Annotated in this window: 26 protein-coding genes; 11 read left to right on the plus strand and 15 right to left on the minus strand. The window is 68.1% G+C overall.

Annotated features, from left to right (window positions below; genetic code table 11):
* The first annotated feature begins 71 nt into the window (after positions 1 to 71).
* The 6 genes from alkB to AC07SQ_RS04745 all read left to right on the plus strand — a co-directional run bounded on the left by alkB (position 72) and on the right by AC07SQ_RS04745 (position 5595).
* On the plus strand, positions 72 to 728 hold the full coding sequence (gene alkB, locus AC07SQ_RS04720; RefSeq protein ID WP_495270596.1) for a DNA oxidative demethylase AlkB: 657 nt from the start codon (positions 72 to 74) through the stop codon (positions 726 to 728).
* Positions 729 to 735: 7 nt separating this feature from the next.
* A complete protein-coding gene (locus AC07SQ_RS04725; RefSeq protein WP_495270595.1) occupies positions 736 to 2553 on the plus strand; it encodes an ABC transporter ATP-binding protein in 1818 nt (605 codons plus the stop codon).
* A 165-nt stretch (positions 2554 to 2718) separates the two neighbouring features.
* Positions 2719 to 4401 (plus strand): alpha/beta fold hydrolase, encoded by a 1683-nt coding sequence (locus AC07SQ_RS04730; RefSeq protein ID WP_495270594.1) that lies wholly within the window; start codon positions 2719 to 2721, stop codon positions 4399 to 4401.
* A 28-nt stretch (positions 4402 to 4429) separates the two neighbouring features.
* Positions 4430 to 4765, plus strand: coding sequence for a YnfA family protein (locus tag AC07SQ_RS04735; RefSeq protein ID WP_062474197.1), 336 nt, complete (start codon positions 4430 to 4432; stop codon positions 4763 to 4765).
* Between the two features lie 14 nt (positions 4766 to 4779).
* On the plus strand, positions 4780 to 5157 hold the full coding sequence (locus AC07SQ_RS04740) for a YkvA family protein (protein WP_307635819.1): 378 nt from the start codon (positions 4780 to 4782) through the stop codon (positions 5155 to 5157).
* A 42-nt stretch (positions 5158 to 5199) separates the two neighbouring features.
* On the plus strand, positions 5200 to 5595 hold the full coding sequence (locus AC07SQ_RS04745) for a VOC family protein (protein ID WP_307585192.1): 396 nt from the start codon (positions 5200 to 5202) through the stop codon (positions 5593 to 5595).
* Between the two features lie 4 nt (positions 5596 to 5599).
* On the opposite strand, the gene AC07SQ_RS04750 is transcribed toward AC07SQ_RS04745, so the two are convergent.
* From AC07SQ_RS04750 to AC07SQ_RS04765, 4 genes are read right to left on the minus strand one after another with little or no spacing between them, the layout of a single operon-like run.
* Positions 5600 to 6256 (minus strand): DUF2894 domain-containing protein, encoded by a 657-nt coding sequence (locus tag AC07SQ_RS04750; protein WP_495270593.1) that lies wholly within the window; start codon positions 6254 to 6256, stop codon positions 5600 to 5602.
* Complete coding sequence (locus tag AC07SQ_RS04755) at positions 6249 to 6911, minus strand: OmpA family protein (protein ID WP_139706701.1); 663 nt, start codon at positions 6909 to 6911, stop codon at positions 6249 to 6251. The genes AC07SQ_RS04750 and AC07SQ_RS04755 overlap by 8 nt, the downstream gene beginning before the upstream one ends.
* 1 nt (position 6912) lies before the next feature.
* Entirely contained in the window at positions 6913 to 9735 is a 2823-nt protein-coding gene (locus AC07SQ_RS04760) for a DUF802 domain-containing protein (protein ID WP_495270592.1), read from the minus strand.
* Between the two features lie 24 nt (positions 9736 to 9759).
* Complete coding sequence (locus tag AC07SQ_RS04765) at positions 9760 to 10464, minus strand: DUF3348 domain-containing protein (RefSeq protein ID WP_095745831.1); 705 nt, start codon at positions 10462 to 10464, stop codon at positions 9760 to 9762.
* 596 nt (positions 10465 to 11060) lie between these two features.
* Between AC07SQ_RS04765 and AC07SQ_RS04770 the strand changes: the two genes are divergently transcribed.
* The 5 genes from AC07SQ_RS04770 to AC07SQ_RS04790 all read left to right on the plus strand — a co-directional run bounded on the left by AC07SQ_RS04770 (position 11061) and on the right by AC07SQ_RS04790 (position 15368).
* On the plus strand, positions 11061 to 11264 hold the full coding sequence (locus AC07SQ_RS04770) for a hypothetical protein (RefSeq protein WP_495270591.1): 204 nt from the start codon (positions 11061 to 11063) through the stop codon (positions 11262 to 11264).
* A complete protein-coding gene (locus tag AC07SQ_RS04775; protein ID WP_495270590.1) occupies positions 11261 to 11443 on the plus strand; it encodes a hypothetical protein in 183 nt (60 codons plus the stop codon). The genes AC07SQ_RS04770 and AC07SQ_RS04775 overlap by 4 nt, the downstream gene beginning before the upstream one ends.
* A gap of 8 nt (positions 11444 to 11451) precedes the next feature.
* Positions 11452 to 12603: a calcium:cation antiporter gene (locus AC07SQ_RS04780; protein WP_495270589.1), complete on the plus strand. Its 1152-nt coding sequence runs from the start codon at positions 11452 to 11454 to the stop codon at positions 12601 to 12603.
* Between the two features lie 348 nt (positions 12604 to 12951).
* The gene (locus AC07SQ_RS04785) at positions 12952 to 14640 is read left to right on the plus strand and encodes a sensor histidine kinase (protein WP_495270588.1); all 1689 of its coding nucleotides are present in this window, start codon (positions 12952 to 12954) and stop codon (positions 14638 to 14640) included.
* 32 nt (positions 14641 to 14672) lie between these two features.
* A complete protein-coding gene (locus AC07SQ_RS04790) occupies positions 14673 to 15368 on the plus strand; it encodes a response regulator (RefSeq protein WP_495270587.1) in 696 nt (231 codons plus the stop codon).
* Positions 15369 to 15413: 45 nt separating this feature from the next.
* On the opposite strand, the gene AC07SQ_RS04795 is transcribed toward AC07SQ_RS04790, so the two are convergent.
* The 11 genes from AC07SQ_RS04795 to AC07SQ_RS04845 all read right to left on the minus strand — a co-directional run bounded on the left by AC07SQ_RS04795 (position 15414) and on the right by AC07SQ_RS04845 (position 24531).
* Positions 15414 to 16328 carry a type II secretion system F family protein gene (locus AC07SQ_RS04795; RefSeq protein WP_495270586.1) on the minus strand — a complete coding sequence of 305 codons (915 nt, stop codon included), beginning with the start codon at positions 16326 to 16328 and terminating at the stop codon, positions 15414 to 15416.
* Between the two features lie 12 nt (positions 16329 to 16340).
* The gene (locus AC07SQ_RS04800; RefSeq protein ID WP_495270585.1) at positions 16341 to 17330 is read right to left on the minus strand and encodes a type II secretion system F family protein; all 990 of its coding nucleotides are present in this window, start codon (positions 17328 to 17330) and stop codon (positions 16341 to 16343) included.
* A gap of 9 nt (positions 17331 to 17339) precedes the next feature.
* Positions 17340 to 18719, minus strand: a complete 1380-nt coding sequence (locus AC07SQ_RS04805; protein WP_495270584.1) for a TadA family conjugal transfer-associated ATPase — start codon at positions 18717 to 18719, stop codon at positions 17340 to 17342.
* A 42-nt stretch (positions 18720 to 18761) separates the two neighbouring features.
* On the minus strand, positions 18762 to 19919 hold the full coding sequence (locus AC07SQ_RS04810) for a CpaE/TadZ family protein (protein WP_495270583.1): 1158 nt from the start codon (positions 19917 to 19919) through the stop codon (positions 18762 to 18764).
* Positions 19920 to 19938: 19 nt separating this feature from the next.
* Positions 19939 to 20388 (minus strand): TadE/TadG family type IV pilus assembly protein, encoded by a 450-nt coding sequence (locus AC07SQ_RS04815; protein WP_062474161.1) that lies wholly within the window; start codon positions 20386 to 20388, stop codon positions 19939 to 19941.
* Positions 20385 to 20843, minus strand: coding sequence for a TadE/TadG family type IV pilus assembly protein (locus tag AC07SQ_RS04820; protein ID WP_495270582.1), 459 nt, complete (start codon positions 20841 to 20843; stop codon positions 20385 to 20387). The genes AC07SQ_RS04815 and AC07SQ_RS04820 overlap by 4 nt, the downstream gene beginning before the upstream one ends.
* 8 nt (positions 20844 to 20851) lie before the next feature.
* Positions 20852 to 22081: a pilus assembly protein TadG-related protein gene (locus tag AC07SQ_RS04825; RefSeq protein WP_495270581.1), complete on the minus strand. Its 1230-nt coding sequence runs from the start codon at positions 22079 to 22081 to the stop codon at positions 20852 to 20854.
* A 46-nt stretch (positions 22082 to 22127) separates the two neighbouring features.
* A complete protein-coding gene (locus AC07SQ_RS04830) occupies positions 22128 to 22304 on the minus strand; it encodes a Flp family type IVb pilin (RefSeq protein ID WP_495270580.1) in 177 nt (58 codons plus the stop codon).
* A 109-nt stretch (positions 22305 to 22413) separates the two neighbouring features.
* Entirely contained in the window at positions 22414 to 22629 is a 216-nt protein-coding gene (locus AC07SQ_RS04835; RefSeq protein ID WP_139702492.1) for a Flp family type IVb pilin, read from the minus strand.
* Between the two features lie 124 nt (positions 22630 to 22753).
* Positions 22754 to 23050, minus strand: a complete 297-nt coding sequence (locus AC07SQ_RS04840; RefSeq protein WP_062474152.1) for a hypothetical protein — start codon at positions 23048 to 23050, stop codon at positions 22754 to 22756.
* Positions 23051 to 23061: 11 nt separating this feature from the next.
* Complete coding sequence (locus AC07SQ_RS04845) at positions 23062 to 24531, minus strand: type II and III secretion system protein family protein (RefSeq protein WP_495270837.1); 1470 nt, start codon at positions 24529 to 24531, stop codon at positions 23062 to 23064.
* Between the last annotated feature and the right edge of the window lie 49 nt (positions 24532 to 24580).

A 24580-nucleotide genomic window follows, 5' to 3' on the forward strand; every position in this document is an offset into this window, starting at 1 on the left:
TGTGACAGCTTGAATGCATCGCAGCCACGGTCACGGTCCGAAGCGCCCCTGTCGCTGGCGACAATGCCCCCATGACGTTCGACCTCTTCGACGCGCCGCCGCGCGCCGCGCGCGAGCCGATCGGCCCGGCCGCCTTCGTGCTGCCGGGCTTTGCGCTGCCGCGCGCCGAGGCGCTGCTCGACGCCATCGACGACGTGGCGGCGCGCGCGCCGTTCCGCCACCTGGTCACGCCGGGCGGCTTCACCATGTCGGTCGCGCTCACCAACTGCGGTGCGCTCGGCTGGACCAGCGACCGGCGCGGCTACCGCTACAGCGCGGTCGACCCCGACAGCGGCGCGCCCTGGCCCGCGATGCCCGAAGCGTTTACGCAGCTCGCGCGCGACGCGGCGGCGCTGGCCGGTTTCGACGGCTTTGCGCCCGACGCCTGCCTGGTCAACCGCTACCAGCCGGGCAGCCGGCTCTCGCTGCACCAGGACCGCGACGAGCGCGACCACGGCGCGCCGATCGTGTCGGTGTCGCTGGGCATGCCGGCGGTGTTCCAGTTCGGCGGGCTCGCGCGCACCGACAAGACCACCCGCATTCCGCTGGTGCACGGCGACGTGGTGGTGTGGGGCGGCGTGGACCGGCTGCGCTTTCATGGCGTGCTGCCGCTCAAGGACGCACCGCATCCGCTGCAGGCACGGCTCGGCGCGCAGCGCATCAACCTCACCTTCCGCAAGGCGGGGTGAAGCGCGCATGACGGGCTCGACGACCTCCTCCACCGAATCCCCCGGCCGCGCCATCCGCGCGCTCTACGCCGCGCTGTGGCACTTTGCGGCCGGTGCGCGTGCGCAGCTGCTGGCCGCCACCGCGCTGCTCGCCAGCTCGCAGCTGATCCGCCTCACGCTGCCCTACCTCGCCGGCCAGGCCATCAACGCGCTGCAACGCGGCGACCTGCCCGCGGCGGGCCGCTGGATCGCCACGCTCGCGGCCGTGTATGTCGGCGCCTGGGCGCTGCACGGACCGGGCCGCATCCTCGAGCGCAACGTGGGCCTGAAGGTGCGCGAGACGCTGGCCGACCAGCTCTATGCGCGCATCGCCGCCGCGCCGCTCGCCTGGCACGACAGCCACCACTCGGGCGAGCTGCAGCACCGCGTGCACCAGGCCAGCCGCGCGCTCGCCGACTTCGCGCAGAACCAGTTCATCTGGCTCACCAACGCCGTCAACTTCGTCGGGCCGCTGGTGGCGCTGGCGCTGCTGTCGCGCACCAGCGGCGTGACGGCGCTCGCGGGCTATGCGCTGATCGGCGTGGTGATCGTGCGCATCGACCGCGCCCTGATGAAGCTCGCGCGCGCCGAGAACGACGCCGACCGGCGCTACGTGGCCGCGCTGCTCGACTTCCTGGGCAATGCCTCCACGGTGATCGGCCTGCGGCTGCAGGGCGCGTCGCGCCTGTTGCTGCGCCGTCGCATGGCGGCCGTGTCGCTGCCGCTGAAGCGCACCGTGGTGCTCAACGAGGGCAAGTGGTTCGCGGTCGACCTGATGGGGCTGGCGCTGACGTGGGGCCTGGTCGTCATCTATGTGTGGCAGGCACGCGCACCGGGCCAGGCCGTGATGCTGGGCGCGGTGTTCATGATCTACCAGTACGCGCAGCAGGCGGCGGGCGTGGTCACCTCGGTGGCGGCCAACTTCAGTTTCTTTGCGCGCATGCACACCGACTACAGCAGCGCCGAACCGATCTGGCATGCGCCGACGAGCCCCACGCTCGAGGCCCCGCCCGAGGAAGTGCCGGCGCATGAACGCATCGACGCGCAGGCGCCGTGGACGCAGTTGCAGGTCGCCCAGCTGCAATGGCGCTACGCCCCTCGCGGTGCCGTCGCCGACGACCCGGCCGCGCCCACGCGCAGCGGCCTGCACGACGTGGCGCTCACGCTGCGCCGGGGCCAGCGCGTGGCGCTCGTGGGCCCGAGCGGCGGCGGCAAGAGCACGCTGCTGCGCGTGCTGGCCGGCCTGTATGCACCGCATGGCGGCACACTCTCGCTCGACGGCGAGCGGACCGACTGGGCCCGGCTGCGCCAGCTCGCCACGCTGATCCCGCAGGAGACCGAGCTGTTCGAGGCCAGCGTGCGCGAGAACCTGGCCTTCGGTCGTCCCTGCGACGACGCGCGCCTGCGCGCCGCGCTGCACACGAGCACCTTCGACGAGGTGCTGCAGGCCACGCACGGCGACCTCGACAGCGCGATCTCGGAACGCGGCTTCAACCTGTCGGGCGGCCAGCGCCAGCGGCTGTGCCTGGCGCGCGGCGTGCTCGCCGCCGAAGGCAGTTCGCTGCTGCTGCTCGACGAGCCGACCAGCGCGCTCGACGCTGCCACCGAGGCGCGCGTGCTCGGGCGCATCGCGGCGGCGTTCCCGCAGGCCTGCGTGATCGCGTCGGTGCACCGGCTGAGCCTGCTCGAGCGCTTCGACACCGTGATCCTCATGGAAGCCGGCCATGTGCGCGACCACGGCCCGCGCGACGAGGTGATGGCGCGCCAGCCCCTGCTTCAGGAAGCAGCGTCCGGTCACAAGCAGTAGGAACCCTCCTGCGCCAGAACGCGGCGTTCACACCCGCCGCGCTGGCATGCCTTCTGCAACAGTATCGGCATCCATTTGTTCACGCTTGGTCCTGTGCGGTCCCTTTTTGCGCCTCGGCTGCGTTCCAATCACATGGTTCTTCATTCCGCGAGCGTTTCCCGCCCCATGCGTTCCTCCCGCGCCACCCTTCCGCTCGCCCTGCTCGGTGCCCTGCTGGGCCTGTCCGCCTGCACCACCGGCACCACCGCCGAACAGCGCCAGGCCGCCGCCAGCAAGCCGCCGCCCACCGACTGCATGGCCTGGGTCGGCGCCGACCGCAACGCGCGGGTGGGCGGCTACCTGCTGCCGCAGGCCGGTACCGCGGTGAACGCCGGCGGCCCGCGCGTGTGCGTGCCGGTGCTCATGAGCGCCTACCCCGTGCCCACCGGCTACGCGGGCGGCGACTACCACGTCGGCGCGTTCACCGACGACCAGCTCAAGGCGCGCTGGCGCACCTGCAAGGCCGAGCCGGCCTGCTTCGAACGCGTGAACGCGCAGATGCAACGCTGGCTGCCGCCCAACAAGGCCCGGGCCACGCGCGTGACGGGCGCGGTCGATCCGGCCGGACGCATCGATGCCGACAGCCCGACAGTCGATCTGAAGCAGATCCGCCGCCCCGCCTTCTTCGCCAAGGCACCCTACCGCGAAGGCATTGCCGAGGCCGACGCGCGCACCCACATCGTCGAGTTCACCGTACCGCGCGACACCTTCGAACGGCTCGACCTGAAGCTCACCGACCCGATCAAGCTGCGCGGCTGGTACCTCGAAGGCGCGGGCGTGGACGACGGGCGCGGCCGCAAGGTGCGCGCCCTCGCCGTCATGGCGGCGGGCGGTGGCGGGCAGCTCACGGCCCTCCAGCACCCGGACGAAGTGGCCTACCGCATCGAGGGCGCCAGCGGCAAGGCCGTGCCGGTGTCTTTCCCCAACGGCACCACCGAGGCCATGGGCCAGCGCTGGTGGCGCGAGAACCTGCACGCGCTGAACCAGGCCGGCTTCGACGTGCTGGCCTACGACCGGCGCGGCGAAGGCCTGTCGGGCGGCGTGAGCGACACCAACACGCTGGAGCAAGGCGAGGACGTGTTCCGCGTGCTCGCCCAGCTCGAGCACGGCCAGGGCCTGCGGCTGCTCACGCCGGCGGGCCAATTGCTCGAAGGCAACGCCGCGCGCGGCCGGCTGCTGGCGGGGCAGAAGGCCAGCGAGATTCCGCTGGTGCTGGGCGGCTACTCGCGCGGCTCGATGTCGACCGCCTGGGCCATGACGCGCAACTACGTGGCCGCCTGCAGCTTCGACATGCCGGTGCCCAACTGCACGCCGGCGCGCGGCTGGCGCAACATCCGCGGGGCCATCCTGCTGTCGTCGTTCGCCAGCGGCGCGGGCTACCTGCCCGACGCGCCCGACCTGGCCGACCGCAACCTGTTCCTGGGCGGCATGGCGGCGGAGCACCACATCCTGTTCTATCCGAACTCCGCCACACTCGCGGGCATGGACCGCTGGCCCGCCGCCTTCTTCGGCAAGGGCCTGTGGGACCGCGCCGAATCGCTCGAAGGCACCGTGGCCGCCTACAACCGCATCCGCGGCGTGAAGGAGATCGTGCTGTCGCGCGGCCCGCACGCCATCGAGACCTGGCCCGAGTCCGAGCGCCGCTACCTGCGCGAGCGCATGGTGGCCTACGCCAAGGTCGTGATCGTCGGCGGGCGCACGGTGCCGGGCGCGCGGCCATGGAAGGACTTCAAGTCGCTGGTCGCCACCACGCCCGATGTGTGGGAGCCGTCGTCGCGCCCAGGCACCGGGCCCGGACGACAGCCTTAGTCGCCAGGCGGCCGCCACAATGGCGGGCATGGACCTGCTCAAGACCCTCGGCCTCTTCATCGCGACCGCGCTCGCGGAAATCGTCGGCTGCTACCTGCCCTACCTGTGGCTCAAGCAGGGCCAGTCGGCCTGGCTGCTGCTGCCCGCCGCGCTGAGCCTGGCGCTCTTCGCGTGGCTGCTCTCGCTGCACCCGACCGCCGCGGGCCGCGTGTATGCGGCCTACGGCGGGGTCTACATCGGCGTCGCCATCCTGTGGCTCTGGGCGGTGGACAAGGTGACGCCTTCGGCCAGCGACTGGGTCGGCGTGGCCGTGTGCTTCGTCGGCATGGGCATCATCATGTTCGGTCCGCGCAGCGCGGCCTGAGGCGCGTGACCACCATGAACCTGCGCGACTGGGCGCGCCGCATCAAGCGCGATGCCCTCACCCTCTGGTTCGCCTGCCGCGACCCGGCCACGCCGTGGGGGCCGAAGGCGCTGTGCTGGTTCACCGTGGCCTATGCGCTCAGCCCCATCGATCTGATTCCCGACTTCATTCCCGTGCTCGGCTACCTCGACGACGTGCTGCTGCTGCCCGCACTGATCTGGCTCGCGGTGCGCCTGCTGCCGCCCGAGGTCGTCACGCGCAGCCGCGTGCGGGCCGAGGAATGGGTGGCGCGCACGGGCAGCAAGCCGACGAGCAAGACTGGCATGGCCCTGGTCATCGGCATCTGGGTGCTGGTGGCGGCCGGGTTGGCCTGGTGGCTCTGGCCGCGCTGACGATTTCACGCCGACCGTTCCCCCGCTTCACTAGGAGCCGAAATGTTCTCTCATGTCTTCTTCAGCGTCTCCGACTTCGACCGCGCGCTGGCCTTCTACGACGCGGTGATGGACGGCCTCGGCCTGGAGCGCCGCTTCTGCGAGCCCGAAAAGCCCTGGGCGGGCTGGCACAGCGCGGGGCGCGCGCGGCCCTTCTTCGTGATCTGCCAGCCCCACGACGGCCGGCCGCACGACGCGGGCAACGGCCAGATGGCGGCGTTCACCGCCGGCACGCGGGCGATGGTCGACGCGGTGCACCGCATCGCGCTCGCGCACGGCGGCAGCTGCGAAGGCCCGCCGGGGCTGCGCACGCACTACCACCCCGATTACTACGGCGCGTACTTCCGCGACCCGGACGGCAACAAGCTGTGCGTCGTGTGCCACGACGCGGCGGGCTGAGCTTCTAGCTCGCGCGGCTGCGCGAACTCTTGCGCGGGCTCTCGGTGCGCGCCACGCGCGCGGCCTCGGCGGCGGCGTTCACCTGCTCGATCCACAACAGCGCGTCGACGTGCGCCATGAAGCGCTGCAGGTACTGCGGCGACAGGTCGCGCATCAGCGTGAGCGCGCGCTGCACCAGGTGGTGCGTGTTGAGCGGGCCGGCGTTCTTCGGCACCTTGGCGAGCGACTGCGTCACGCGCTGGTCGGCGGCGAGCTTGGACCAGGTGCCGCGGAAGTAGCTCAGCGTCTTGAGCTCGGGCGCCGTGGACAGGCTGGGCACGGTGTCACCGTCGGTCGCCTCCGCGTCGGGCGGGGGCGGCAGCGGCGCGAGCTGGGCGATGTGGTTCATCAGCTCCGCGAGTGCGGTGTGCAGCGGCGCATCGGCCGGCGCTTCAGCCTCGGGCGCGACCTTCTCCAGATCGGCGCGATAGGTCGCCATGAGGCTGGCCAGCCGCGCATCGAGCAAGCGCCGCGCCTCGCCCTCGTGCGCCGCCGCGCGCTGCGCCATCGCCTCGATGAAGCGGAAGCGCACCGGGTCGAAGCGGTCGTCGCCGCGCGTGCGCCAGGCGTCGAGCGCCGCGATCGCGTCGACCTGATCGTCCGGTGCGCCGTCGTTACTCACGGGACTTCGCAGCGTCGGGGGCGTTCTTGGGCCGGGGCGTCGGCGCCATCTCCACGCGGCGGTTCTTTGCGCGCCCTTCGGCGTCGCTGTTCGAGGCCACGGCCTGTTCGGCACCGAAGGCGGCGGCGAACACCGACGACGAGGGCACGCCCTCTTCGATCAGCGCGCGCGTCACGGTGAGCGCGCGCTGGGCCGACAGCTCCCAGTTGTCTGCGAACAGGCGCGCGCCGTCGCGCATCTGCCGGTCGTCGGTGAAGCCGCTCACCATCAGGATCTCGTCGCGCGCCTTCAGGTAGGCGCCCAGCGGGCCGGCCAGGCTCTTGAGCAGTTGCCGGCCGCCGGGCTGCAGGTCGGCGGAATTGAAGGCGAACAGCACGCTGCCGCTGATGCCGATGCGGCCGTTGTTGAGCGTGACGCGGCCCGCCGCAAGCGGGCCGGCCAGCGCCTGCTCGAGCGCCTCGCGGCGCTGCGATTCGGCGCGGCGCTGCTGCACCTCGGTTTCGAGGCGGCTCGCCAGGTCCAGCTGCATGCCGAGCACGCACACCAGGATCAGCACGAACGCGCCCAGCATGCCCGCCATCAGGTCGCCGAACACCGCCCACACGGGGACGGTCGGCTCCAGGCCGGCGTCGAGGTCGATCTCGTCGCGCACCATCTCAGGCCTCGCTGGTCACGGCGGTCTGGCGGCTGGCGAACTGCTGCAGGTCTTCGACGATCTGCTTTTGCGACATGATGCTCAGGTCGATCACCTCGCGCGCCTGCGCCACGTAGTAGGCCAGCTGCTCGTCGCTGCGCGCGAGCGACTTGCCCAGCGCGCCTTCGATGCGCTGCAGGTGCGCCACCAGCTTGTCGTTCGATTCGCCAAAGCGCTGCACGGCAAAGCCGAAGGCCTCGCCCAGGCTCGCCACCTCGACCGCGCCGCCGGTGATCTGCGCGGCGATGCCGGCCATCTTCTCGGTCTCGCTCTCGACCTTCTCGGTGAAGCGGCTGCCCACGCGCTCCATCATGTCGGCCGAGGCCGTGACGAGCGCGTCGATGGCGCTGCGCTGTTCGGTCGAGGCATGGTTCACCGCGCCGAGCAGGGTTTCGAGCGTGCCGAGGATGCGGCCGCGTTCTTCGAGCATGTCGTTGTCGCGCGCCATGCCGTCCGACAGTTTCTGGCGCAGCTCGGCGATCACGTCGGCCGCGGCCTTCGGTGCCTCGGCCGCCACCTGCAGCAGCTGCGCGACTTCGGCCACGGTCTGCTTGGCGTTGGCCTCGGCCTGCGCCGACATGTCGCGCACGGTCTGCGCCAGCGTCTCGCTCATCTGCTGCTGCTGGCTCAGGCTGTGCGCGCCGGCCTGCTGCCATTCCTTCTGCAGCGAGGCGGCCATGGTTTCGAGCGAGCCGCTCCAGGCCGCGAGGCGCTGCGCGTCGCGCGTGGCGAGTTCGGTCTGCAGGTTGACGTGCGCCTCGCGCACGGTGTCGAGCAGCGAGGCGGCGGCGCGGGGTGCGTCCGACGCGGCCTGCAGCAGCTGCGCGACTTCGGCGACGGTCTGCTTGGCATGCGCTTCGGCCTGCGCCGACACGTCGCGCGCGGCCTGCGCCAGCGTGTCGCTCAGTTGCTGTTGCTGGCTCAGCGTGTGCGCGCCGGCCTGTTGCCATTCCTTCTGCAGCGACGCGGCCATGGCTTCGAGCGACTGGCTCCAGGCCGACAGGCGCTGCGCATCGCGCGCCGCCAGTTCGGTCTGCAGGCTGGTGTGCGCCTCGCCTACGGTGCGCAGCAGCGCGACCGAATGCTGTTCGAAAGTGGCGGCAGCGGCGGCGAGCGCCTGGTGCGAATCACCGGACAGTTTTTCGCTGACGCGCTGGTGCTGCGCGAGCGCGCTGCCCCAGGTGTCGGACACGCTGCCCACGGTGCTTTCGAGGCGGGCCGACACGCCCTCGACCAGCGCGGCCGAGCGCTGCTCGAAGGTCTCGGCAAAGCGTTCGAGCGTGCCGCGCAGGTCGCTCGACAGCGCCCCGCTCGCGCGCTCGTGTTCGGCCAGTGCGGCCTTCCAGGTGTCGGCCACGCCGGCGGTCGAGGCCTCGAAGCGGCCCGTGAGGCCTTCGAGCTGCCGTTCGACGGCCTGCGCCATGCCGCCTTGCAGCGACGCGGCTTCGCGCGCGATGCCGAGCATGGCTGCTTCGACCACGGGCTGGATCGTCGCGCCGGCGATGCGGGCGGTGTCGGTGAGGCTGTCCTTCAGCGAGCGATCGACCGAGGCGGCCAAGCCGCTGTAGGCGGCTTCAGCCTTCTGGTGGAAGCTGTTCTGGCTGGCGACGAGGCGCTCGTTCTGTGCCTGGCCCTGGCGTTCCAGCGCGGCCATCATCGTCTGCAACTGGCCGACCAGCTCGGGCATGACCTTCGCCACCGGCTGGATGGTTTCGCCGGCGATGCGGGCGCTGTCGGCCAGGCTCTCCTTCAGCGAGCGGTCGACCGAGGCGGCGAGCCCCGTGTACGCGGCTTCCGCCTTCTGGTGGAAGCTGTCCTGGCTGGCCACGAAGCGGTCGTTCTGCGTCTGGGTCTGGCGCTCCATCGCGGCCATCATGGTCTGCAGCTGGCCGACCAGCTCGGGCATCACCTTCGCCACGGGCTGGATGGTTTCACCGGCGATGCGGGCGCTGTCGGCCAGGCTGTCTTTCAGCGAGCGGTCGACCGAGGCGGCGAGCCCCGTGTAGGCGGCTTCGGTCTTCTGGTGGAAGGTGTCCTGGCTGGCGACGAGGCGTTCGTTGATCGACTGGCTCTGGCGGTCCATCGCGGCCACCATGGCCTGCAGCTGGTCGACCAGCGCGGGCATCGCGTGGGCCTGTTGCTGCATCAGCTTGAACGACTCTTCGCGGCGGTGCGCCAGCGAATGGCCGCGCAACGACGTGGCAATGAGCGTGTCGAGCGACTGCCCGGCCAGCAGGCGTTCGCGCCGGCACAGCGCCGAAGCCAGGCCCAGCATGGCCGATGCGGCCACGCCCGCCACCGAGGTGCCGAAGGCCAGGCCCAGGCCGCGCACGGGCGCCGACAGCGAGTTGCGGATGGCCTGCACGTCGGTCGCGCTTTCGAGCGCCAGCCCCGTGCCGTTGAGCGTGACCACCATGCCCAGGAAGGTGCCCAGCATGCCCAGCAGCACCAGCAGGCCCGCGAGGTACGGCGTGAGCGCCGGGCCCGGCAGACCGACGCGCTCGCCTTCGATGCGCAGGCGCACCGCGTTGCGCAGCGAGGGATGCAGGCCCGCAAGCCAGTCGCCGAGGCTGGCCGGCGGCGCCGACAGGTCGTTCACCGCATGCGACAGCGTGCCGGTGGCCTGGTGGAAGCGGTGCAGCTCCAGCGCGCCCATCAGGTAGAACGCGCCGATCAGCGCCGTGATCACCAGGGCCAGCGGGTTGTGGCCGACATAGCTGGCACCGACCCAGCACACGACGGCCAGGCCCACGAGGAAGACGGCGTAATGGAAAAATCTGTTCATGGAAGCTTGTTGTCTCTTATGGGGCTAGCGATCGCGAAGGGCTTCTAGCAGGCCTTCGACCGGTTGCATGCGAATGTCCAGCTCGGCCCGCAGCACGCTTTGCATGTCACGGCCGAACACGTCCAGCCAGCCGGCGGCGGCGGTCGCTGGCGGCTGGGGGTTGTCGGGGTTGGCGTCCTGCGCGGCCTGATGGGCCTCACGCAAACGCTTGAAGTGTTTCTCCAGCAGCGTGGGCACGCTCGCCAGCAGGCTGCGTTCGCGCGCGCCCACCACCTGTTCCAGGATGGCGTCCACCGCGGCCAGCCGGGCCAGCTCGGGCGAGCGGGTGGCGAGCCGGGCCCGCAGACGCGCGCGCAGCGGTTCGATGGCCGTTTCCATGGCCTGCTGCCGCGCGAAGTAGCGGCGGCGGTACGGCGGAAAGTCGTCGTTCGCGCCCGGCAGCACCGAGGCCACGCCGCCGTCGGCATTGCCCTTGGCCAGCGCAGCCTTCAGGCGCGCGCACTCCTGCGCCTCCTCGGCGCCCTCGGACGCCCGGACGCCGGACACGGCGACGCCCAGATCGGAATCCAAAGCTGCAGACAAGGAGATGGCGTCGGTCCAACTGAACCACTGACTCAAACGATCCGCGAGGGCTTGCCTGGATTCGGGAACGTCGATGTCGCTCAATTGAGCGAGCAAGCGAGTGAGCGCCGAGCCGGTGAAGCCTGTGCGCCGTGACACTTGCACCATACCGCGAGAGAGGGAGAAAACCGGGCAGTTTACACCGGTCAACTGGCGGCTTTCCCTCTGTGAACTGGTGCACAGGAAGCGCGGGAGAAGTGAAACGGGGTGTGACCGAAACCGAGGAAAACGGGGCGCGAATACCTAAATCAGGTGAGTGTGCTTGTTTACATTTGTCGCAAGAATGAATACTTTCAATTCCCAGTAGCCGAAGAGCCGCAGAGCTTGGTCAGGGTGGGATCTGGACAGCTTGGTCACTCTGACAAATGTCGTCGACTCATTCGGTTTCCGCCTGCCCCTGCCACCTTCAGGACATGGACCGCCAGCCGCGCAGAGGGTGGATGCGCCTGTTGCCCTGGCTGCGCCTGTACCGTTGCTCGAGCTGCAGCAGGATGCGGCTCCTGTCCAAGCAGAAGGTGGACAGCGCCCGCCTCCTGCATGCTGCCCAGGTGCGCGCACGCGGGGGCTGAGGGCGCCAGTTCCGATTTCCCTGCTATCATTTTTTCGTTCGCGCGCCCTGCGCGAACCGGGCCGAGGACGACCTCGGCCTTGCACCCTCACCTTGCAAGGGACGGCCCTTTCCTGACTTCTCGCGAAGTTTCGACATGGCCGCACTGCTCCCTTCCTGGCGCCTCGCCGCGCAACGCTTCTTCTTCCGTTTCCGCCTTCCTCGCGCTCGCGCCACCGTGCCGGATGCCTTCCGGTTGACGCTCGGCGCCGTACGCCTGCACGTGCGCACGGGCGCAACCCGGCTGTGCTACCGCGCCGAATGCCCGCGCGCGCGCACCGCATCGGGGGCCGCGCGATGAACGGTCTTGATCTGCACTGGCCCGCGCTGACCATGGCGGTGGCCCTGGCCTACGCTGCCTGGCATGCGCGCCGCGAAGGCTGCGAACCGCGCGACGTGAAGGCCCTGTGGACCGCGAGCGGGCTGAGCCTCGCCGGCAGCGGCCTCTTGGCCCTGGCTCCCCTCTTGATGTCGGAGTGACAACGCCCATGACAACAACACCCTCCCCCGCCCGCCTCGTCCCGCCCGCCACCTGGGCCCTGATCGCCGCCGCCTGGCTCGTGGTCGGGCTCTTCGTGGCCTTCGGCGACCGCTGGCTGGCTGCGCCGATCAGCCCCGTGGTGGCCGGCTGCGTCTTCCTGGCGCTGTTCGTCACCATCCTGGCCGCCTCGTTCGGCGTGGTGCGCGAGGCGGACCACCTGGCGCACCAGCTGGGCGAGCCGTATGGCACGCTGATCCTGACGCTCTCGATCGTGTCGATCGAGGTGATCCTCATCGCCTCGGTGCTGCTGGGCCCGGGCGAGTTTCCGACCATCGGGCGCGACTCGATCTTCGCCGTGATGATGATCATCCTGAACCTCGTCATCGGCATCTGCCTGATCGCGGGCGCAGCCCGCCACGGCGACCAGGAATACAACGCGCAGGGCGCCGGCGCCTACCTGTCGATGATCGTGCTGCTGACCGGCACGGCGCTGGTGCTGCCCAACCACAGCTCGGGCGCGGGCGAGTTCACGCCGGTGCAGGCGATCGGCATGTCGGTGCTCACGGCCGTGCTGTACGGCGCGTTTCTCTGGATGCAGATGCGCAGCCACCAGCGCTTCTTCATCCAGCCGGCGCCGGGGCAGATGTCGGTGCGGGCGGTCGCGCCCTCGCCTGCGGTGCAGGCCGATCACGCCCGCCTGGACAAACGCGCCGTGGTCGTTCGCTCGCTGCTGTTGCTCGCGATGATCCTGCCCATCGTGCTGCTCGCGCACTACCTCGCGGTGGTCACCGACTACGGCATTGCCGCGGCCGGCGTGCCCGCGGCCGTGGGCGGCGTGCTCATCGCCATCATCGTGTTCACGCCCGAGTCGATCACCGCCGTGCGCGCCGCGATGAACAACGAGATGCAGCGTGCCATCAACCTGTGCCTGGGCGCCTTCGTCTCCACCGTCGGGCTCACGGTGCCGGCCGTGCTGGTCATCGGGCTGGTCACGGGCAAGCAGGTGCTCATGGGCATCTCGGGCGCGGAAACCCTGCTGTTTGCGGTGACGGCGGTGCTGAGCCTGCTGAGCTTCAACGGGCAGCGCACCTCGCCGATCCAGGGGCTCATGCACCTGATGCTGTTTGCGGTGTACGGGATGTTGTTGTTCCTGCCCTGAGGCCGCGCAACGGGGTTACCCCGCGGCCTGCGCCTTCGCCAAGGCAGGCGGGACGCCCCGTTGAGGTACCTCGCCCTCTCCGGGGCCTCCCCAACCGGCACCACGCCCTCTCGCCGCCCTGTGCAGCGGCCTCATTTATCCGCATGCAATCCAATGCAAATATAGTTACCAAACGTTAATGGAACGAGATTTCAATTGCATCTGAACACCAAAGTAGTAATGTGAACTCGTCACACGTTGTGGTCTCTGGCAAGAAAAATGTATTCCAAACTGTCACTGCCGAGCGCTCCCGTCCGTACCGCGATCTCCCGCGGTGCCTGACATGGTCCATGCACCGGATGCATCCCCATGCGAGCGCACGGCTCCGCCCCCAGCATCGACGCCAGCCTGGCGGCGGATGCGCTCATGGTGGGACGCATGCGGCTCGTGCTGTCGATCTCGGCCCTGCTGGCGATCACGGTCGACGCCGCCGATAGCCGGCAGCAGGTCCCCGCAGCGGTCTGGCTGGCCTTCTTCGGTTACATCCTTCACAGCCTGCTGATCCACGTCTGCACGGCGATGGGGCGGCCCTACTTCCAGGGCCGAACCATCCACTGGTCCGACGTGCTGTGGTTCACGCTGATCATGGCGGTGACCGACGGCACCCACAGCCTGTTCTTCCTTTTCTACTTCTTCGCCATCCTCACCTCGTCGTTCCGCTGGGGCTTCGAGGAAGGCGCCCGCGTGACGATCGCTTCGGTCGCCTCCTTCGCCGCCTGCGGACTGGCCACGGGCACGGACGACACGCCGCAGCTGCTGATGCGCACCGCCTTCCTGCTGGCGCTCGGGCACATGATCGTGTACTGGGGCGGCTCCAAGCTGGCGCTGCAGCGGCGCCTGGCGCTCCTGGGCGAAGTGAGCCAGCTGTCGAACCCGCGCTTCGGTGCCGGACGCACCATCGCCCGCACGATGGAGCGCACGCTGGCCTTCTTCCGGGCCAGCCACTGCATCCTGCTGACGCGCGACCGCGCCACCGGCACCTGGCTGCTGCGCACGCTGCGCGAGGACGACACCTGCGAGCAGGTGAGCATCGAGACCATCGGCCGCCTCGCGGAATCGCCGCTCATGGCCCTGGCGCCCGACAGCGTCGTGCTGAGCAACCGCCTGCCCTGGCCGCTGAACCACCTGCGCGCGCAGCACCGTGTCTTCGAAGCGGGCGCCACCGCCTGGCGCAGCGCCGACGAAGCCGGCGCACAGCGCTGCACCACCATCGCCGCCCTGCTGGAGGCGCGGGCCTTCATCAGCGCGCCGCTGCCGATGCGCCTGGGCGAAGGCCGGGTGTTCATCTCGTCGCGCGACGGGCGGCTGGGCAAGTCCGACGCGCTGTTCCTCGCCCACCTCATGGAACAGATCTTCCCGGTCATCGAGACCATCGAGGTGCTCGACCGCATGGCCTCCGAAGCCGCGTCGACGGAGCGCCTGAAGATCGCGCTCAACCTGCACGACACCGCCATCCAACCCTACATCGGCCTGCGCATGGGCCTGTGCGCGCTGCGCAAGCGGGCCGCCGCCGACAACCCGCTGCGCGAAGACCTGGACAAGCTCGCGGACGTGGCCGACGGCGTGATCGCCGACCTGCGCCGCTACGCCGGCGAAGTCAGGCACGGTGCGAACGACGATCCCGGCGGGCTCGTGCGGCCCCACCTGGAACGCCAAGCCGCGCGGATCAAGGGCCTGTACGGCATCGACATCGACATCGTGATGGCCGTCGACGGCCCGCTGCACCTGGACGACCGCGTGACCGCGGAGCTGCTGCAGATGGTCAGCGAAGGGCTGAACAACATCTGCAAGCACACCCATGCGCGCCACGGCAGCGTGCGCATCGACTGCAAGAACGGCCAGTTGGCGTTGTGCATCGAGAACGACGCCTGCCAGGAAAGCTTCACCGCCTTCCACCCCCGCTCCCTCACCGAGCGCGCCGCGGCCCTGGGCGGCCAGGCGCATGTCGACCGATGCGCGAATGGCGGCACGGCGGTGCGGATCGAAATCCCGATCTGACCGCCCGCCGCAGACACAGGAAGGAGTCCGTCATGCAAACCCTCGACCATCCCGACCATCCCATTGCCGTGCTGCTCGTGGACGACCACAAGACCATGCTGTGGGGCCTGTCGAAGCTGATCGACGGCGAACAGCCGCGCATGAAGGTGGTCGGCACGGCCAGCTGTTGCGACGAAGCAGTGGCCACGGCGCACAGCCTCGCACCCGACGTCATCGTGCTCGACCTCGACCTGGACGGCCACAGCGCGCTGGACATCCTGCCCCGGCTGCTGACCAACGAGGTGTCGCGCGTGATGGTGCTGACGGCCGAGAAAGAACAGCGCACGCTCGACCTGGCCATACTGCGCGGCGCGCGCGGCGTGGTGGGCAAGGACGCCTCGGCGCAGCAGCTGCTCGACGCCATCGAGCGCGTGTTCCGCGGCGAGCTCTGCGTCGACGCGCAGACCATGGGCCGCGTCTTCTCCGAACTCACGTCGGCCAGGAAGCCGCCGAAGGCCGACCCCGACACGGCGCGCCAAGCCACGCTGACGCACAAGGAGCGCGAGATCATCCGCATCGTCGCGACGGGCTGCGGCGCGTCCAACAAGGCGCTTGCCGAGCGCGCCTTTGTCACCGAGCACACGCTGCGCAACCACCTGTGCGCGATCTATCAGAAGCTGGGCGTCACGAACCGGCTTGAGCTGTACATCTACGCGATCAAGCACCAGCTCGACACGCTGGCGGCCTGATCCGCTGCGGCGGCGCCTGGCCGGCCTTCCGGCCCGGTCGCCTCCTCATTGATGCCCGGTCAGCATCGGCCCGATCATCCGGATCACGCGGATCGCCGCCGGCGTGAGGATCACGAGCGAGATGCACGGGAAGATGCACAGCACCAGCGGCAGCAGCATCTTGGTCGGCACCTTCGCCGCCAGCTCCTCGGCGCGCACCTGGCGCTTGTGGCGCAGGTCGTCCGAAAACACGCGCAGCGACTCCCCGATGCTGGTGCCGAAGCGGTCCGCCTGGGTCAGCATGGTGGCGAAGGTGCCTATTTCTTCCACACCGGTGCGCAGCGCCAGGTTGCGCAGCGACTTCTCGCGCGTGCCGCCGGCGCGCATTTCCAGGTTGGTCCAGTGCAGTTCCTGCGCGAGCGCCCGGCTCTTGATCTGGATTTCCTCGGTGACCTTGGCCAGCCCGGCGTCCAGTCCGAGCCCCGCCTCCACGCACACCAGCATGAGGTCGGCGGCGTCGGGAAAGTTCTCGAAGATCTCGCGGCGCCGCGCGCGGATGCGAAGGTACAGCAGCGCGTTGGGCAAGTAACAGCCGGCCAGCGCCGCCAGCGCGAGCCACAGCAGCATCGTCATGCCGCCCGCCGACCCCGCCGCGCGCAGCATGAGGAACACGACGGCCGCGAAGCCCAGCGGCAGCAGCGTCTTCAGGCCGAAGTAGATGAGGTACGCATCCGGATGGCGGATGCCGGCATTGAGAAAGCGCACGCGCATCGGCGACAGTTCGGCGTCGCCGGTCGGCGACGACAGCTGCGCGAACGGCCCGACGAGCTTGACGGCGGTCTCGGTCCAGGCCGACTTGTCGGACGGCAGCGCCACCGCCTGCAGCCGCTGCGCGGTGCGCGATGGGGAGAACCACACCGCCAGGCCGATGACCGTCAGCGACACGGACAGAAAAACCAGGATGGGAAACAACATGGCCATGACGCTTCTCCTTCAGACGCGAATCTTCACGATCTTGCGCAGGAGCACGATGCCCACCAGCATCAGCACCAGCATGTAGCGCAGCACCGTCTGGCCGATCGGGTCGGTCCACAGCGGCGACATGAACTCGGGATTGAAGATGTTCATGAGCCCCGCCAGGGCGAACGGCATGATGCCCAGGATCCAGGCCGACAGCCGCCCTTCGGACGACAGCACCCGCACCCGCGCGAGCAACTTGAAGCGCGCGCGGATGAGCCGGCTCAGGTTGCCCAGCACCTCGGTCAGGTTGCCGCCCGAGTCACGCTGGATCAGCACCGACACCACGAAGTAGCGCAGATCGGTGAGCGGCACGCGCTCGCTGAGGTTGGTCAGCGCCTGCTGCAGCGAGACGCCGAAATTCACCTCGTCGGCCACCAGGCGGAACTCGGTCGCGATCGGGTCGGGCATTTCCTCGCCGATCATCTGCACGCCGCTGGCAAAGGAATGGCCCGCGCGCAGGGCGCGTGTCACGAGGTCCAGCGCGTCCGGCAGCTGCTTTTCGAGGCGATCCAGCCGGCGGCTGCGCTGATGCTGCAGGTACAGCACGGGAAGCACCGCCGCCACGGCCCCGGCCAGAAGCGCCAGCCACGCGGGCTGGTGCGCCAACCACACGGCGCAGAACGCGAACACGCCGAGCGCACCGCAGGCCAGCAGAAAGCTGGACACCGTCCAGTCCAGCCCTGCCTGCAGGATGAAGCGGTCCAGCCGGTGCGCCCGCGGCAGCGCCAGCAACTGGCGCTGCATCCAGGGCACGTCGCTGAGCATGCGCTCCTTCGCGAGATGGGCCTGCGGCGTGCGGTCGACCGCGGCGGACATCGCCTGCAACCGCTTCTCGATCTTGCGCGCGTCGGGCCCCTTGTAGGACCGCCACAGCAGATAGACCCCTTCGATCATGAGCAGCGCGGTCACGAAGACCAGCACCGCGACCGTGATCAGCGTGTCACCCCCCAGGTTGTCGAACATGGCGCGCTCCTATTCGTAGTGCTTTTCGGGATCGAAGATGCTGTCGGGCAGTTCCACGCCGTACGCATGCAGCCGCTCCATGAACTTCGGCCGGACACCGGTCGCGTGGAAATGGCCGCGCACCTGGCCGTCGGGACCCATGCCCGTCTGGTGGAAGGTGAAGATCTCCTGCATGGTGACGATCTCACCCTCCATGCCGGTGATCTCCTGGATGCTGGTGACCTTGCGCCGCCCGTCGATCAGCCGCAACACCTGGACCACCACCGTGATCGCCGAGGCGATCTGCTGGCGCACCGTGCGGTGGGGCAGGTTCAGGTTCGCCATGCCGATCATGTTTTCTAGCCGGGCCAGCGCATCGCGCGGCGAGTTGGCGTGGATGGTGGTGAGCGAGCCCTCGTGGCCGGTGTTCATCGCCTGCAGCATGTCGACCGCCTCGGCGCCGCGCACCTCGCCGATCACGATGCGGTCGGGCCGCATGCGCAGCGCGTTGCGCACCAGCGCACGCTGCGTGATCTCGCCCTTGCCTTCGATGTTCGTCGGCCGCGTCTCCATGCGCGCGACGTGCGGCTGCTGCAGCTGGAGTTCGGCCGCATCCTCGATGGTGATGATGCGTTCGGACTCCGGGATGAAGCCCGAGAGAATGTTCAGCAGCGTGGTCTTCCCTGCCCCGGTGCCGCCCGAGATCAGCATGTTGACCTTGGCCTGGGCCAGGCCTTCGAGCATCTGCGCCATCGGCGGCGTGAGCGACTTGAGATCGTTCACGAGGTTGTTCATGCGCAGCGGGATCTTCGCGAAACGGCGGATCGACATCATCGGCCCGTCCAGCGCCACCGGCGCAATGACGGCGTTGACCCGTGAACCGTCGGGCAGCCGCGCATCGACCATCGGGCTGGACTCGTCGATGCGGCGCCCGACCAGCGAGACGATCTTGTCGATGATGCGCAGCAGGTGCTTCTCGTCGGTGAAGCTCACGTTGGTCAACTCCAGCCGGCCCCGCCGCTCCACGTAGATGCTAGTGGGCGAGTTGACCAAGATGTCCGAGACGGTCGGGTCGGCCATCAGCAGCTCGATCGGGCCGAAGCCCAGCATCTCGTGCTGGATGTCGCGGATCAGCGTGCGCCGCTCGATGTCGTTGAGCGCCTCGGGCTCTTCCTGCAGCAGCCGCCCGACCATGGTCGAGATTTCCTGCCGCAGGGCGTCGGGCTGGAGGGTTTCGAGCGCCGCCAGGTCGAAGCGATCCAGCAGCTTCAGGTGCATGCGCTCCTTCAGCAGCTTGTAGGTGTCCGAGGCGAAAGGCGACGTGGTCAGCTCGAGGACCGGCCCTGCTGGCCCCGCCGGCCGCGCGCCCGCATCGCTGTCGATCGCATTGAGTTGGTCCCTGAATGACATGTTGGCACCTCCGCCTGGGTATTGATGGGAATCCGCCCTGTCTCAGGCACGGCGGAACAGCCGCCCCATGAAGCCGGGCGTCGCCTCCGGCCGCGGGCTGAGCGTGTGGGCGATCTCGTCGAGGCGCTTGGCGAGTGCGCTGCCGCGCGACATCTCCGCCAGCGGCACGCCGCGGTTGATGGAGGCGTCGACGTCCTTGCCGCCGTCCGGCACCGTTGTGAACGTCGCGCCGGGCAACGACCGGCGCATGTCCGACAGCCCGATCTCGCCGCCGCCGGTGCTGCGGTTCACCAGCAGCTCGACCTTGCCGGTGGCGTAGCCGAGCGACTTGAACACCTGCATCAGGCGCGTCACGTTGCGGATGTGCGGCAGGCTGGTCTGCATCACGGGAAAGATGCGCTCCGCGCGGTCGAGCACGCGCAGCGTGAGCGTGTCGATGCGCGTGCCGAGGTCGAAGATCACGAAGTCGTACTGCGCGAGCGCCACCTGCAGGATGGCGTCGATGTGCTCGGCCTTGACGTCCATTGCGCGCGCCAGGTCCTCGGGCGCGGGCAGGATGCTGTAGCTGGGCGACACGCGCACCACGCTCGCTGCGAGCAGCGAGGCATCGAGGCGCCCGATGTCGCGCGCCACGTCGGCCATCGTCGCGGTCGGGCGCAGGTCGCTCACGTACGACAACGCATCGCCGAACTGCAGGTTCAGGTCGATCAGCAGCACCGAGCGCTCGCGCGACAGCTGGTGCGCGACGTTGGTCGCGAGAAAGGTCGCGCCGCTGCCGCCCTTGCAGGGCATGAACGCCACCACCCGCCCGGGGCTGCGCGCCTGCGAACCGGCCATCTTGAGCGCGATGCGATCGACGGTGGCCTCGAGCGCGGCAGTGTCGGCGGGCGACGGCAGCACCTCGCGCACGCCTGCGCGCATCGCGTGAATCAGGAACTCGGGCGTCTGCATCGCGCACAGCAGCACCACCGCCACCGCCGGATGCCGAAGCGTCAGGGCCTCCACCAGCGAGAGCTCCTGCGGGTCGCAGCACATGCCGTCGACCAGCAGCAGGTCGGGTGCGACCTTGTCGACGACCGCCTGCATCCGGCTCTTGCCGCCTTCGAAGAGCGACACGGCATGGCCGCGCGGCTCCAGCACCTTGCGCATGTCCTGCAGGTGGTTCGGATTGGGGGAAACGATGGCGATCTTCATGGTCATGGTCGTGTCCGGTGTGTTGCTAGGAGCAGACGGCGTTGCTGTTCGGGTCCTGCCCCATGATTTCGCGCGGCAGATAGGTGGAAAAACCCGGCATCGGGATCGGAGAACGAGTTCCGAATCCGATGGGCGAAATCCATTGGTAGTCGAGATCGACGATACGGACGTTCACGCCGCTGCAATTGGCGGAAGTACAGGTCGCGCTGATGCTGCCTGCCGCGTCGTACCAGTCGACACTGACATTGGCTGCCGTCAATTGGGGCAGGAATTTCTGCATGTTGGAAAGCACGACCGTGGCGTTTCGGTCGCACACGACGGCCGCACGCGCACCCCAGCGCGTCGCTTCGGCGGCTGCATTCCACGTCCACAACATGCGCACGAAATCCATGATGCCCAGCAGGAAGGTCAGGAAGAACATCAGGACCAGCGCGAACTCCACCGCGGTCGCCCCCATCTGCCTTGTTCGATTCATGATTGACCTCGCATGGTGGCGCTGATATCCCCGAAGGGAATTTCTCCGTTCGCATCACCAAAACCAAGCCCGAACGCGCCGGTGAGCAGCGGGCGGAACTTGTATCCCGTGACCTTGATGGTCACGGTATTGATGGCCGGGCCGCTGCCCTTGAATTGCCAGGTCGGGGCGGGGACGTGAGAAGTGCTCAGGCCCAGGACCAATGGCGAGCCGTTCCCGGCCGGGTTGCCATAGACCACCAGGTTCCTGGCAGTCGTGATCTTGGAGGGATCCGTGGTTGCGATCGACGGGTCCTGGGTGGACAGATAGCGAGAGGCGTCGCGCAGCGATTTCGCGATGGTGTTGTACTGGTACAGCGCCCGCCCGAATTCGGTCGTGATGAACGTCAGAATGAGCAGCAATGGAAGAATCAGGGCGAACTCGACCAGTGCCACGCCGTTCTGTTTCTTTTTCATGCCAGCTCCTACTGAACGAGCGTCGGGACCCTGGGCCCGTTTGTGCCGCCGGCCAAACCCGCGGTGGCGCATGGACTGTCGGCGCGCGTCGCATCGCCAATGAACTCGAGCCACATCTTCGACTTCTTTCCGCTCGCATTCTTTTCCAGCGGATGCAGCATCAGCATGCATCCGAAACCCTTGAGCGTGATCGACGGGCAGTCGACCACCGCGGTCGTGACCACACGTCGATTGGCACCCTTGGTGTAGTCGGTGGCATTGAAATTTCCCTGAGTCTTGAGGTTCTTGGTGTCGGGGTTCTTGTTGTCCCCTTCGTAAGGCGCGAATGAATTGCGCTTGGCAGTAAATCCGTTCGAGCCGAGGTCGTCATACCTGCCTGGCTTCACGTCGGCAGAGCTGTCGGCATACCAGGCGTACCCGGTCTGATCGGGAATGGCAGTCGCGGGGTTGAGGCTGCCCTGATAGATGCCGAAGCGGGTATTCCACGCTGCAACCGCTCCATTGGTCTTGCCCGCCTTGCCGATGTTCGTATCCATACCGGGAAGACCGCATTGCCCACTGCTGGTCAGGAGATCCTTGATCTCACGCGCCCCGCCGCCGCTGCCGGTGAAATCCACCCAGTGGAACTGACCGGACTCCACATCGTCGTTGTCATTGGTCACGCCCTCGACCCAATCCCCCCGCGCGAACCCCCAGCCGGGGGCGGTGGATTTTTGGCAGATGCCGACGGGAATGAGGCAATTGGACTGGGACGGAGCCCTGGTGGCAACGGCGACTGCGGCCACGCTGTGCGATGCCCCATAAGTAGCACTTCCGCTGAACGCGCCCAGGGCATTGAGGATCCAAGGCGCGATGCCCGACTTCGTATGCAGGCACTTGGCGTACTTGGCCTTCTCAACGGGCGTAAAGGTATGGCTGTAGGTGCCGATAAGCGAGTCGCTGAACACGATATCGGTCTGGGCGATGCCGGTCGCCCCACCTTGAAAATTGATCTTGTTGAGATCGGCCGCAGTCTTTCCTGCGCTGGTGGCACGCGTCAACGCATCGGTGGCGCCGTCGAGCTCCTGCGCGGCAGACAGGGCACAGCTGTCCATGGCGGTCTGCAACTCCGTTTTCACGATGAAGAGGCGACCGAAGTCCAGTGCGATGCCCATGAACCCGAGGAGGAACAGCAGGACCAGAGCGACGGTGACGATTACCGCGCCGCCTTGGCTGTGGCCGGAAGTGTGGACTTTCATGATCGGCTTCCTGTGTGTGGGTGGCGGTTCGAAAAAGCCCTGTGCTTCAGCCACATGTCACGCCGCCAAGGCAGGTGCGGACGAGATCGACAACATTGCTGAGGTCGGTGTCCGTCACCACTGGCCGCAACGCGATGGCCAGCAGGATCGAGATCACGGCAATGACCAGCGCGTACTCCATCACTTGGGCGCCGCTCTCATCCCGCAAGAATGACTTGAACATGATGAGTACCTCGCTTTGTACTGGGCGGCGGCGGGCAACGGACAAGCCGGCCCCGCCACCGCCACCGCCACCGCCATAGCCATCGTTCCAATAGATGCGATTGCCGGGCTTAAGGGTTGCAGACGGCCATGTTGCCCTGGAGGCAAGCGGCCACGCGGTTAATGAAGGTTGTGAAATAACCTCCGGTGGTCAGGCCCTGCAGTGCAATGACCAGGGCGATCGACACGACTGCGATGATGAGCGCGTACTCGATCACTTGAGCACCATCCTCTTCCTTGACGAACGAGGACATGAAGTTGCCGGCACGGACAAAAAGTTGGTTCATTTTTTTCACCTTTGAATTGCAGTAAGAAAACAGAAAAATCTTGCGTTGGTTCTTGGGTTGATTGACTTCTATCTTTGCGTGGCAACTCCTTTCTGATCGAATTCAAGAATCGTTCGAGGGCCGCCTAACGACCCCCGCCGCCGTTGTCTCCACCACCAATCCCGCCACCGATGTTGATGACGTTCACCGCCGGCGGCGGCGCCTTGTAGGACTTCTGGTACTGCACCATCGACTCCCGCGCCGCCCGGCCGTCCATGCCCGCCACCGGATTGCCGTCCTTGCCGGCATCGGGATTGATCGTCATCTTCCTTTTCGCGTCGCGCACCGCGTCGCCAAAGCGCGCGTCGTAGTTGGGAGTGACGTGGGAGCATCCGGTGCCCAGGAGCAGCGTCAATGCGAGAGTCGTCGACTTGATGAACATGGTGATGCTCCTCACTGGGTATTGGTGGCCGGTGCGGCCGGTGCCGGGGTGGCGCTTTCGAGGCTGCCGTTCAGATAAACCTCCGCACGGCTGGGAACGACGTGGTTGTCGGTCGGCAGGCGAGGCGACTCGGCCAGCGGCCGGACCAGGCGGGGCGTGATCACGAACATCAGCTCGGTCTGGTCGTTCTGGAACTCCGTGCTGCGGAACAACGCACCCATCACCGGCACTTCGCCCAATCCGGGATAGCGCTTGATGGACTCCGTGACGTTGCTCTTGATGAGCCCCGCGATGACGAAGCTCTGCCCGTCGTTGAGTTGCACGGTGGTGTCGGCACGGCGCACCGTGAGCGATGGCAGCACGGCGGTCACGCCGCCGATGGTGGTGAAAGGCGAGCCGGTTTGCGACAGGTCCGACACCTCCGAGACCATCTTGAGGTTGACGCGGCCGCCGTTGAGCACGGTCGGGGTGAACTTGACTCCGATGCCGAACTCCTTTTCTTCCAGCGTGATGTTCGTGCCACTGCCGCTGGAGGAGCTCTGCGCCACCGGAATGAAGATCTTGCCGCCCGACAGGAAGCTCGCCTGCTGGCCGCTGATGGCCATGATGTTGGGCTCCGCCAGGATGCGCACCAGGCCGTCGTCCTTCTGACCGTCGATGGCGATCGACGTGCGACCGATCCTCAACGCCTCGATCAGGCCGCCACCGCCGCTCAGGAAATTGGAGATCAGCGAATAGCTGTTGAGACCACCGTTGCCGGAGCGGGCCAGCCCGACGCGTGCGCCAAGGCGGTCCAGCAAGTTCTTGCTGATCTCGGCGATCTTCACTTCGAGCATGACCTGCTGTGGCGCAGTGACACGCAGCAGGTTCACCACCTTCTTGCCGTCGGCGCCGTAGGCCGAGGCCAGACTCATCACGTCATCGAGCTTGAGCGCGTCGCTGATCTCGCCGGTGAGCACAATGGATTTTTCCGCGCTGCGCACTCGGATGCGGCTCTCTTCCGGCATCAGTTCCGCCAGCTTGGACTGCAGCGCCCCGGGGTCGACGGTAACGACCACATCCTTGATGTAGCAGGTGCCGTCGGCACTTTGCAGCACCACGTTCATCGAGCCGGCCTGGCGGCCGCGGAAGAACAGGTCGGTCGGACTCAGCAGCGTGACCTCGATGTCAGCTACGCCGTCGCCCACGTTCGCATTGGGCGCCGGCATCGCTGCTCCGGGCTGCGCCGGTGCTGCTGGCGCGGTCGCCCGGCCCTGCGGCTGTCCGCCGAACACGATGCGCACCACGCGCGCCTTCAACGGAATGACCACCGACTTGCCGAGCACGGCATAGGTCGGCTCGGAGTCCGGGATGATGGCGGTGCAGCGCCGGCTGGCCGGGGCTGCGGGTGCTGCCGCAGCAGTTGCTGCTGCAGCGGTTGCAGCAGGCGCAGGCATGGCGACGGCCGTGGCCGGGGCGGCTGCCACGACCTCCGCGGCCATGGCGGGGGTCGCCACTGTCGCGAGGGTCGCCAGCAGACGGGCGATGGTT

It is taken from the genome of Variovorax sp. GW821-FHT06D12, from assembly GCF_059419205.1.

What these genes read in the sequence shown, in the direction of transcription:
- AC07SQ_RS04735 (WP_062474197.1), top strand. Translation starts at nt 4,430, where the DNA reads ATGGACCTGCTCAAGACCCTCGGCCTCTTCATCGCGACCGCGCTCGCG.
- AC07SQ_RS04725 (WP_495270595.1), top strand. Translation starts at nt 736, where the DNA reads ATGACGGGCTCGACGACCTCCTCCACCGAATCCCCCGGCCGCGCCATC.
- AC07SQ_RS04800 (WP_495270585.1), bottom strand. Translation starts at nt 17,330, where the DNA reads ATGTTCGACAACCTGGGGGGTGACACGCTGATCACGGTCGCGGTGCTG.
- AC07SQ_RS04810 (WP_495270583.1), bottom strand. Translation starts at nt 19,919, where the DNA reads ATGACCATGAAGATCGCCATCGTTTCCCCCAATCCGAACCACCTGCAG.
- AC07SQ_RS04740 (WP_307635819.1), top strand. Translation starts at nt 4,780, where the DNA reads ATGAACCTGCGCGACTGGGCGCGCCGCATCAAGCGCGATGCCCTCACC.
- AC07SQ_RS04760 (WP_495270592.1), bottom strand. Translation starts at nt 9,735, where the DNA reads ATGAACAGATTTTTCCATTACGCCGTCTTCCTCGTGGGCCTGGCCGTC.
- AC07SQ_RS04820 (WP_495270582.1), bottom strand. Translation starts at nt 20,843, where the DNA reads ATGAAAAAGAAACAGAACGGCGTGGCACTGGTCGAGTTCGCCCTGATT.
- AC07SQ_RS04815 (WP_062474161.1), bottom strand. Translation starts at nt 20,388, where the DNA reads ATGAATCGAACAAGGCAGATGGGGGCGACCGCGGTGGAGTTCGCGCTG.
- AC07SQ_RS04765 (WP_095745831.1), bottom strand. Translation starts at nt 10,464, where the DNA reads ATGGTGCAAGTGTCACGGCGCACAGGCTTCACCGGCTCGGCGCTCACT.
- AC07SQ_RS04755 (WP_139706701.1), bottom strand. Translation starts at nt 6,911, where the DNA reads ATGGTGCGCGACGAGATCGACCTCGACGCCGGCCTGGAGCCGACCGTC.
- AC07SQ_RS04780 (WP_495270589.1), top strand. Translation starts at nt 11,452, where the DNA reads ATGACAACAACACCCTCCCCCGCCCGCCTCGTCCCGCCCGCCACCTGG.
- AC07SQ_RS04840 (WP_062474152.1), bottom strand. Translation starts at nt 23,050, where the DNA reads ATGTTCATCAAGTCGACGACTCTCGCATTGACGCTGCTCCTGGGCACC.
- AC07SQ_RS04830 (WP_495270580.1), bottom strand. Translation starts at nt 22,304, where the DNA reads ATGTTCAAGTCATTCTTGCGGGATGAGAGCGGCGCCCAAGTGATGGAG.
- AC07SQ_RS04805 (WP_495270584.1), bottom strand. Translation starts at nt 18,719, where the DNA reads ATGTCATTCAGGGACCAACTCAATGCGATCGACAGCGATGCGGGCGCG.
- AC07SQ_RS04790 (WP_495270587.1), top strand. Translation starts at nt 14,673, where the DNA reads ATGCAAACCCTCGACCATCCCGACCATCCCATTGCCGTGCTGCTCGTG.
- AC07SQ_RS04745 (WP_307585192.1), top strand. Translation starts at nt 5,200, where the DNA reads ATGTTCTCTCATGTCTTCTTCAGCGTCTCCGACTTCGACCGCGCGCTG.
- AC07SQ_RS04835 (WP_139702492.1), bottom strand. Translation starts at nt 22,629, where the DNA reads ATGAACCAACTTTTTGTCCGTGCCGGCAACTTCATGTCCTCGTTCGTC.
- alkB (WP_495270596.1), top strand. Translation starts at nt 72, where the DNA reads ATGACGTTCGACCTCTTCGACGCGCCGCCGCGCGCCGCGCGCGAGCCG.
- AC07SQ_RS04795 (WP_495270586.1), bottom strand. Translation starts at nt 16,328, where the DNA reads ATGGCCATGTTGTTTCCCATCCTGGTTTTTCTGTCCGTGTCGCTGACG.
- AC07SQ_RS04825 (WP_495270581.1), bottom strand. Translation starts at nt 22,081, where the DNA reads ATGAAAGTCCACACTTCCGGCCACAGCCAAGGCGGCGCGGTAATCGTC.
- AC07SQ_RS04775 (WP_495270590.1), top strand. Translation starts at nt 11,261, where the DNA reads ATGAACGGTCTTGATCTGCACTGGCCCGCGCTGACCATGGCGGTGGCC.
- AC07SQ_RS04770 (WP_495270591.1), top strand. Translation starts at nt 11,061, where the DNA reads ATGGCCGCACTGCTCCCTTCCTGGCGCCTCGCCGCGCAACGCTTCTTC.
- AC07SQ_RS04845 (WP_495270837.1), bottom strand. Translation starts at nt 24,531, where the DNA reads ATGGCCGCGGAGGTCGTGGCAGCCGCCCCGGCCACGGCCGTCGCCATG.
- AC07SQ_RS04730 (WP_495270594.1), top strand. Translation starts at nt 2,719, where the DNA reads ATGCGTTCCTCCCGCGCCACCCTTCCGCTCGCCCTGCTCGGTGCCCTG.
- AC07SQ_RS04785 (WP_495270588.1), top strand. Translation starts at nt 12,952, where the DNA reads ATGCGAGCGCACGGCTCCGCCCCCAGCATCGACGCCAGCCTGGCGGCG.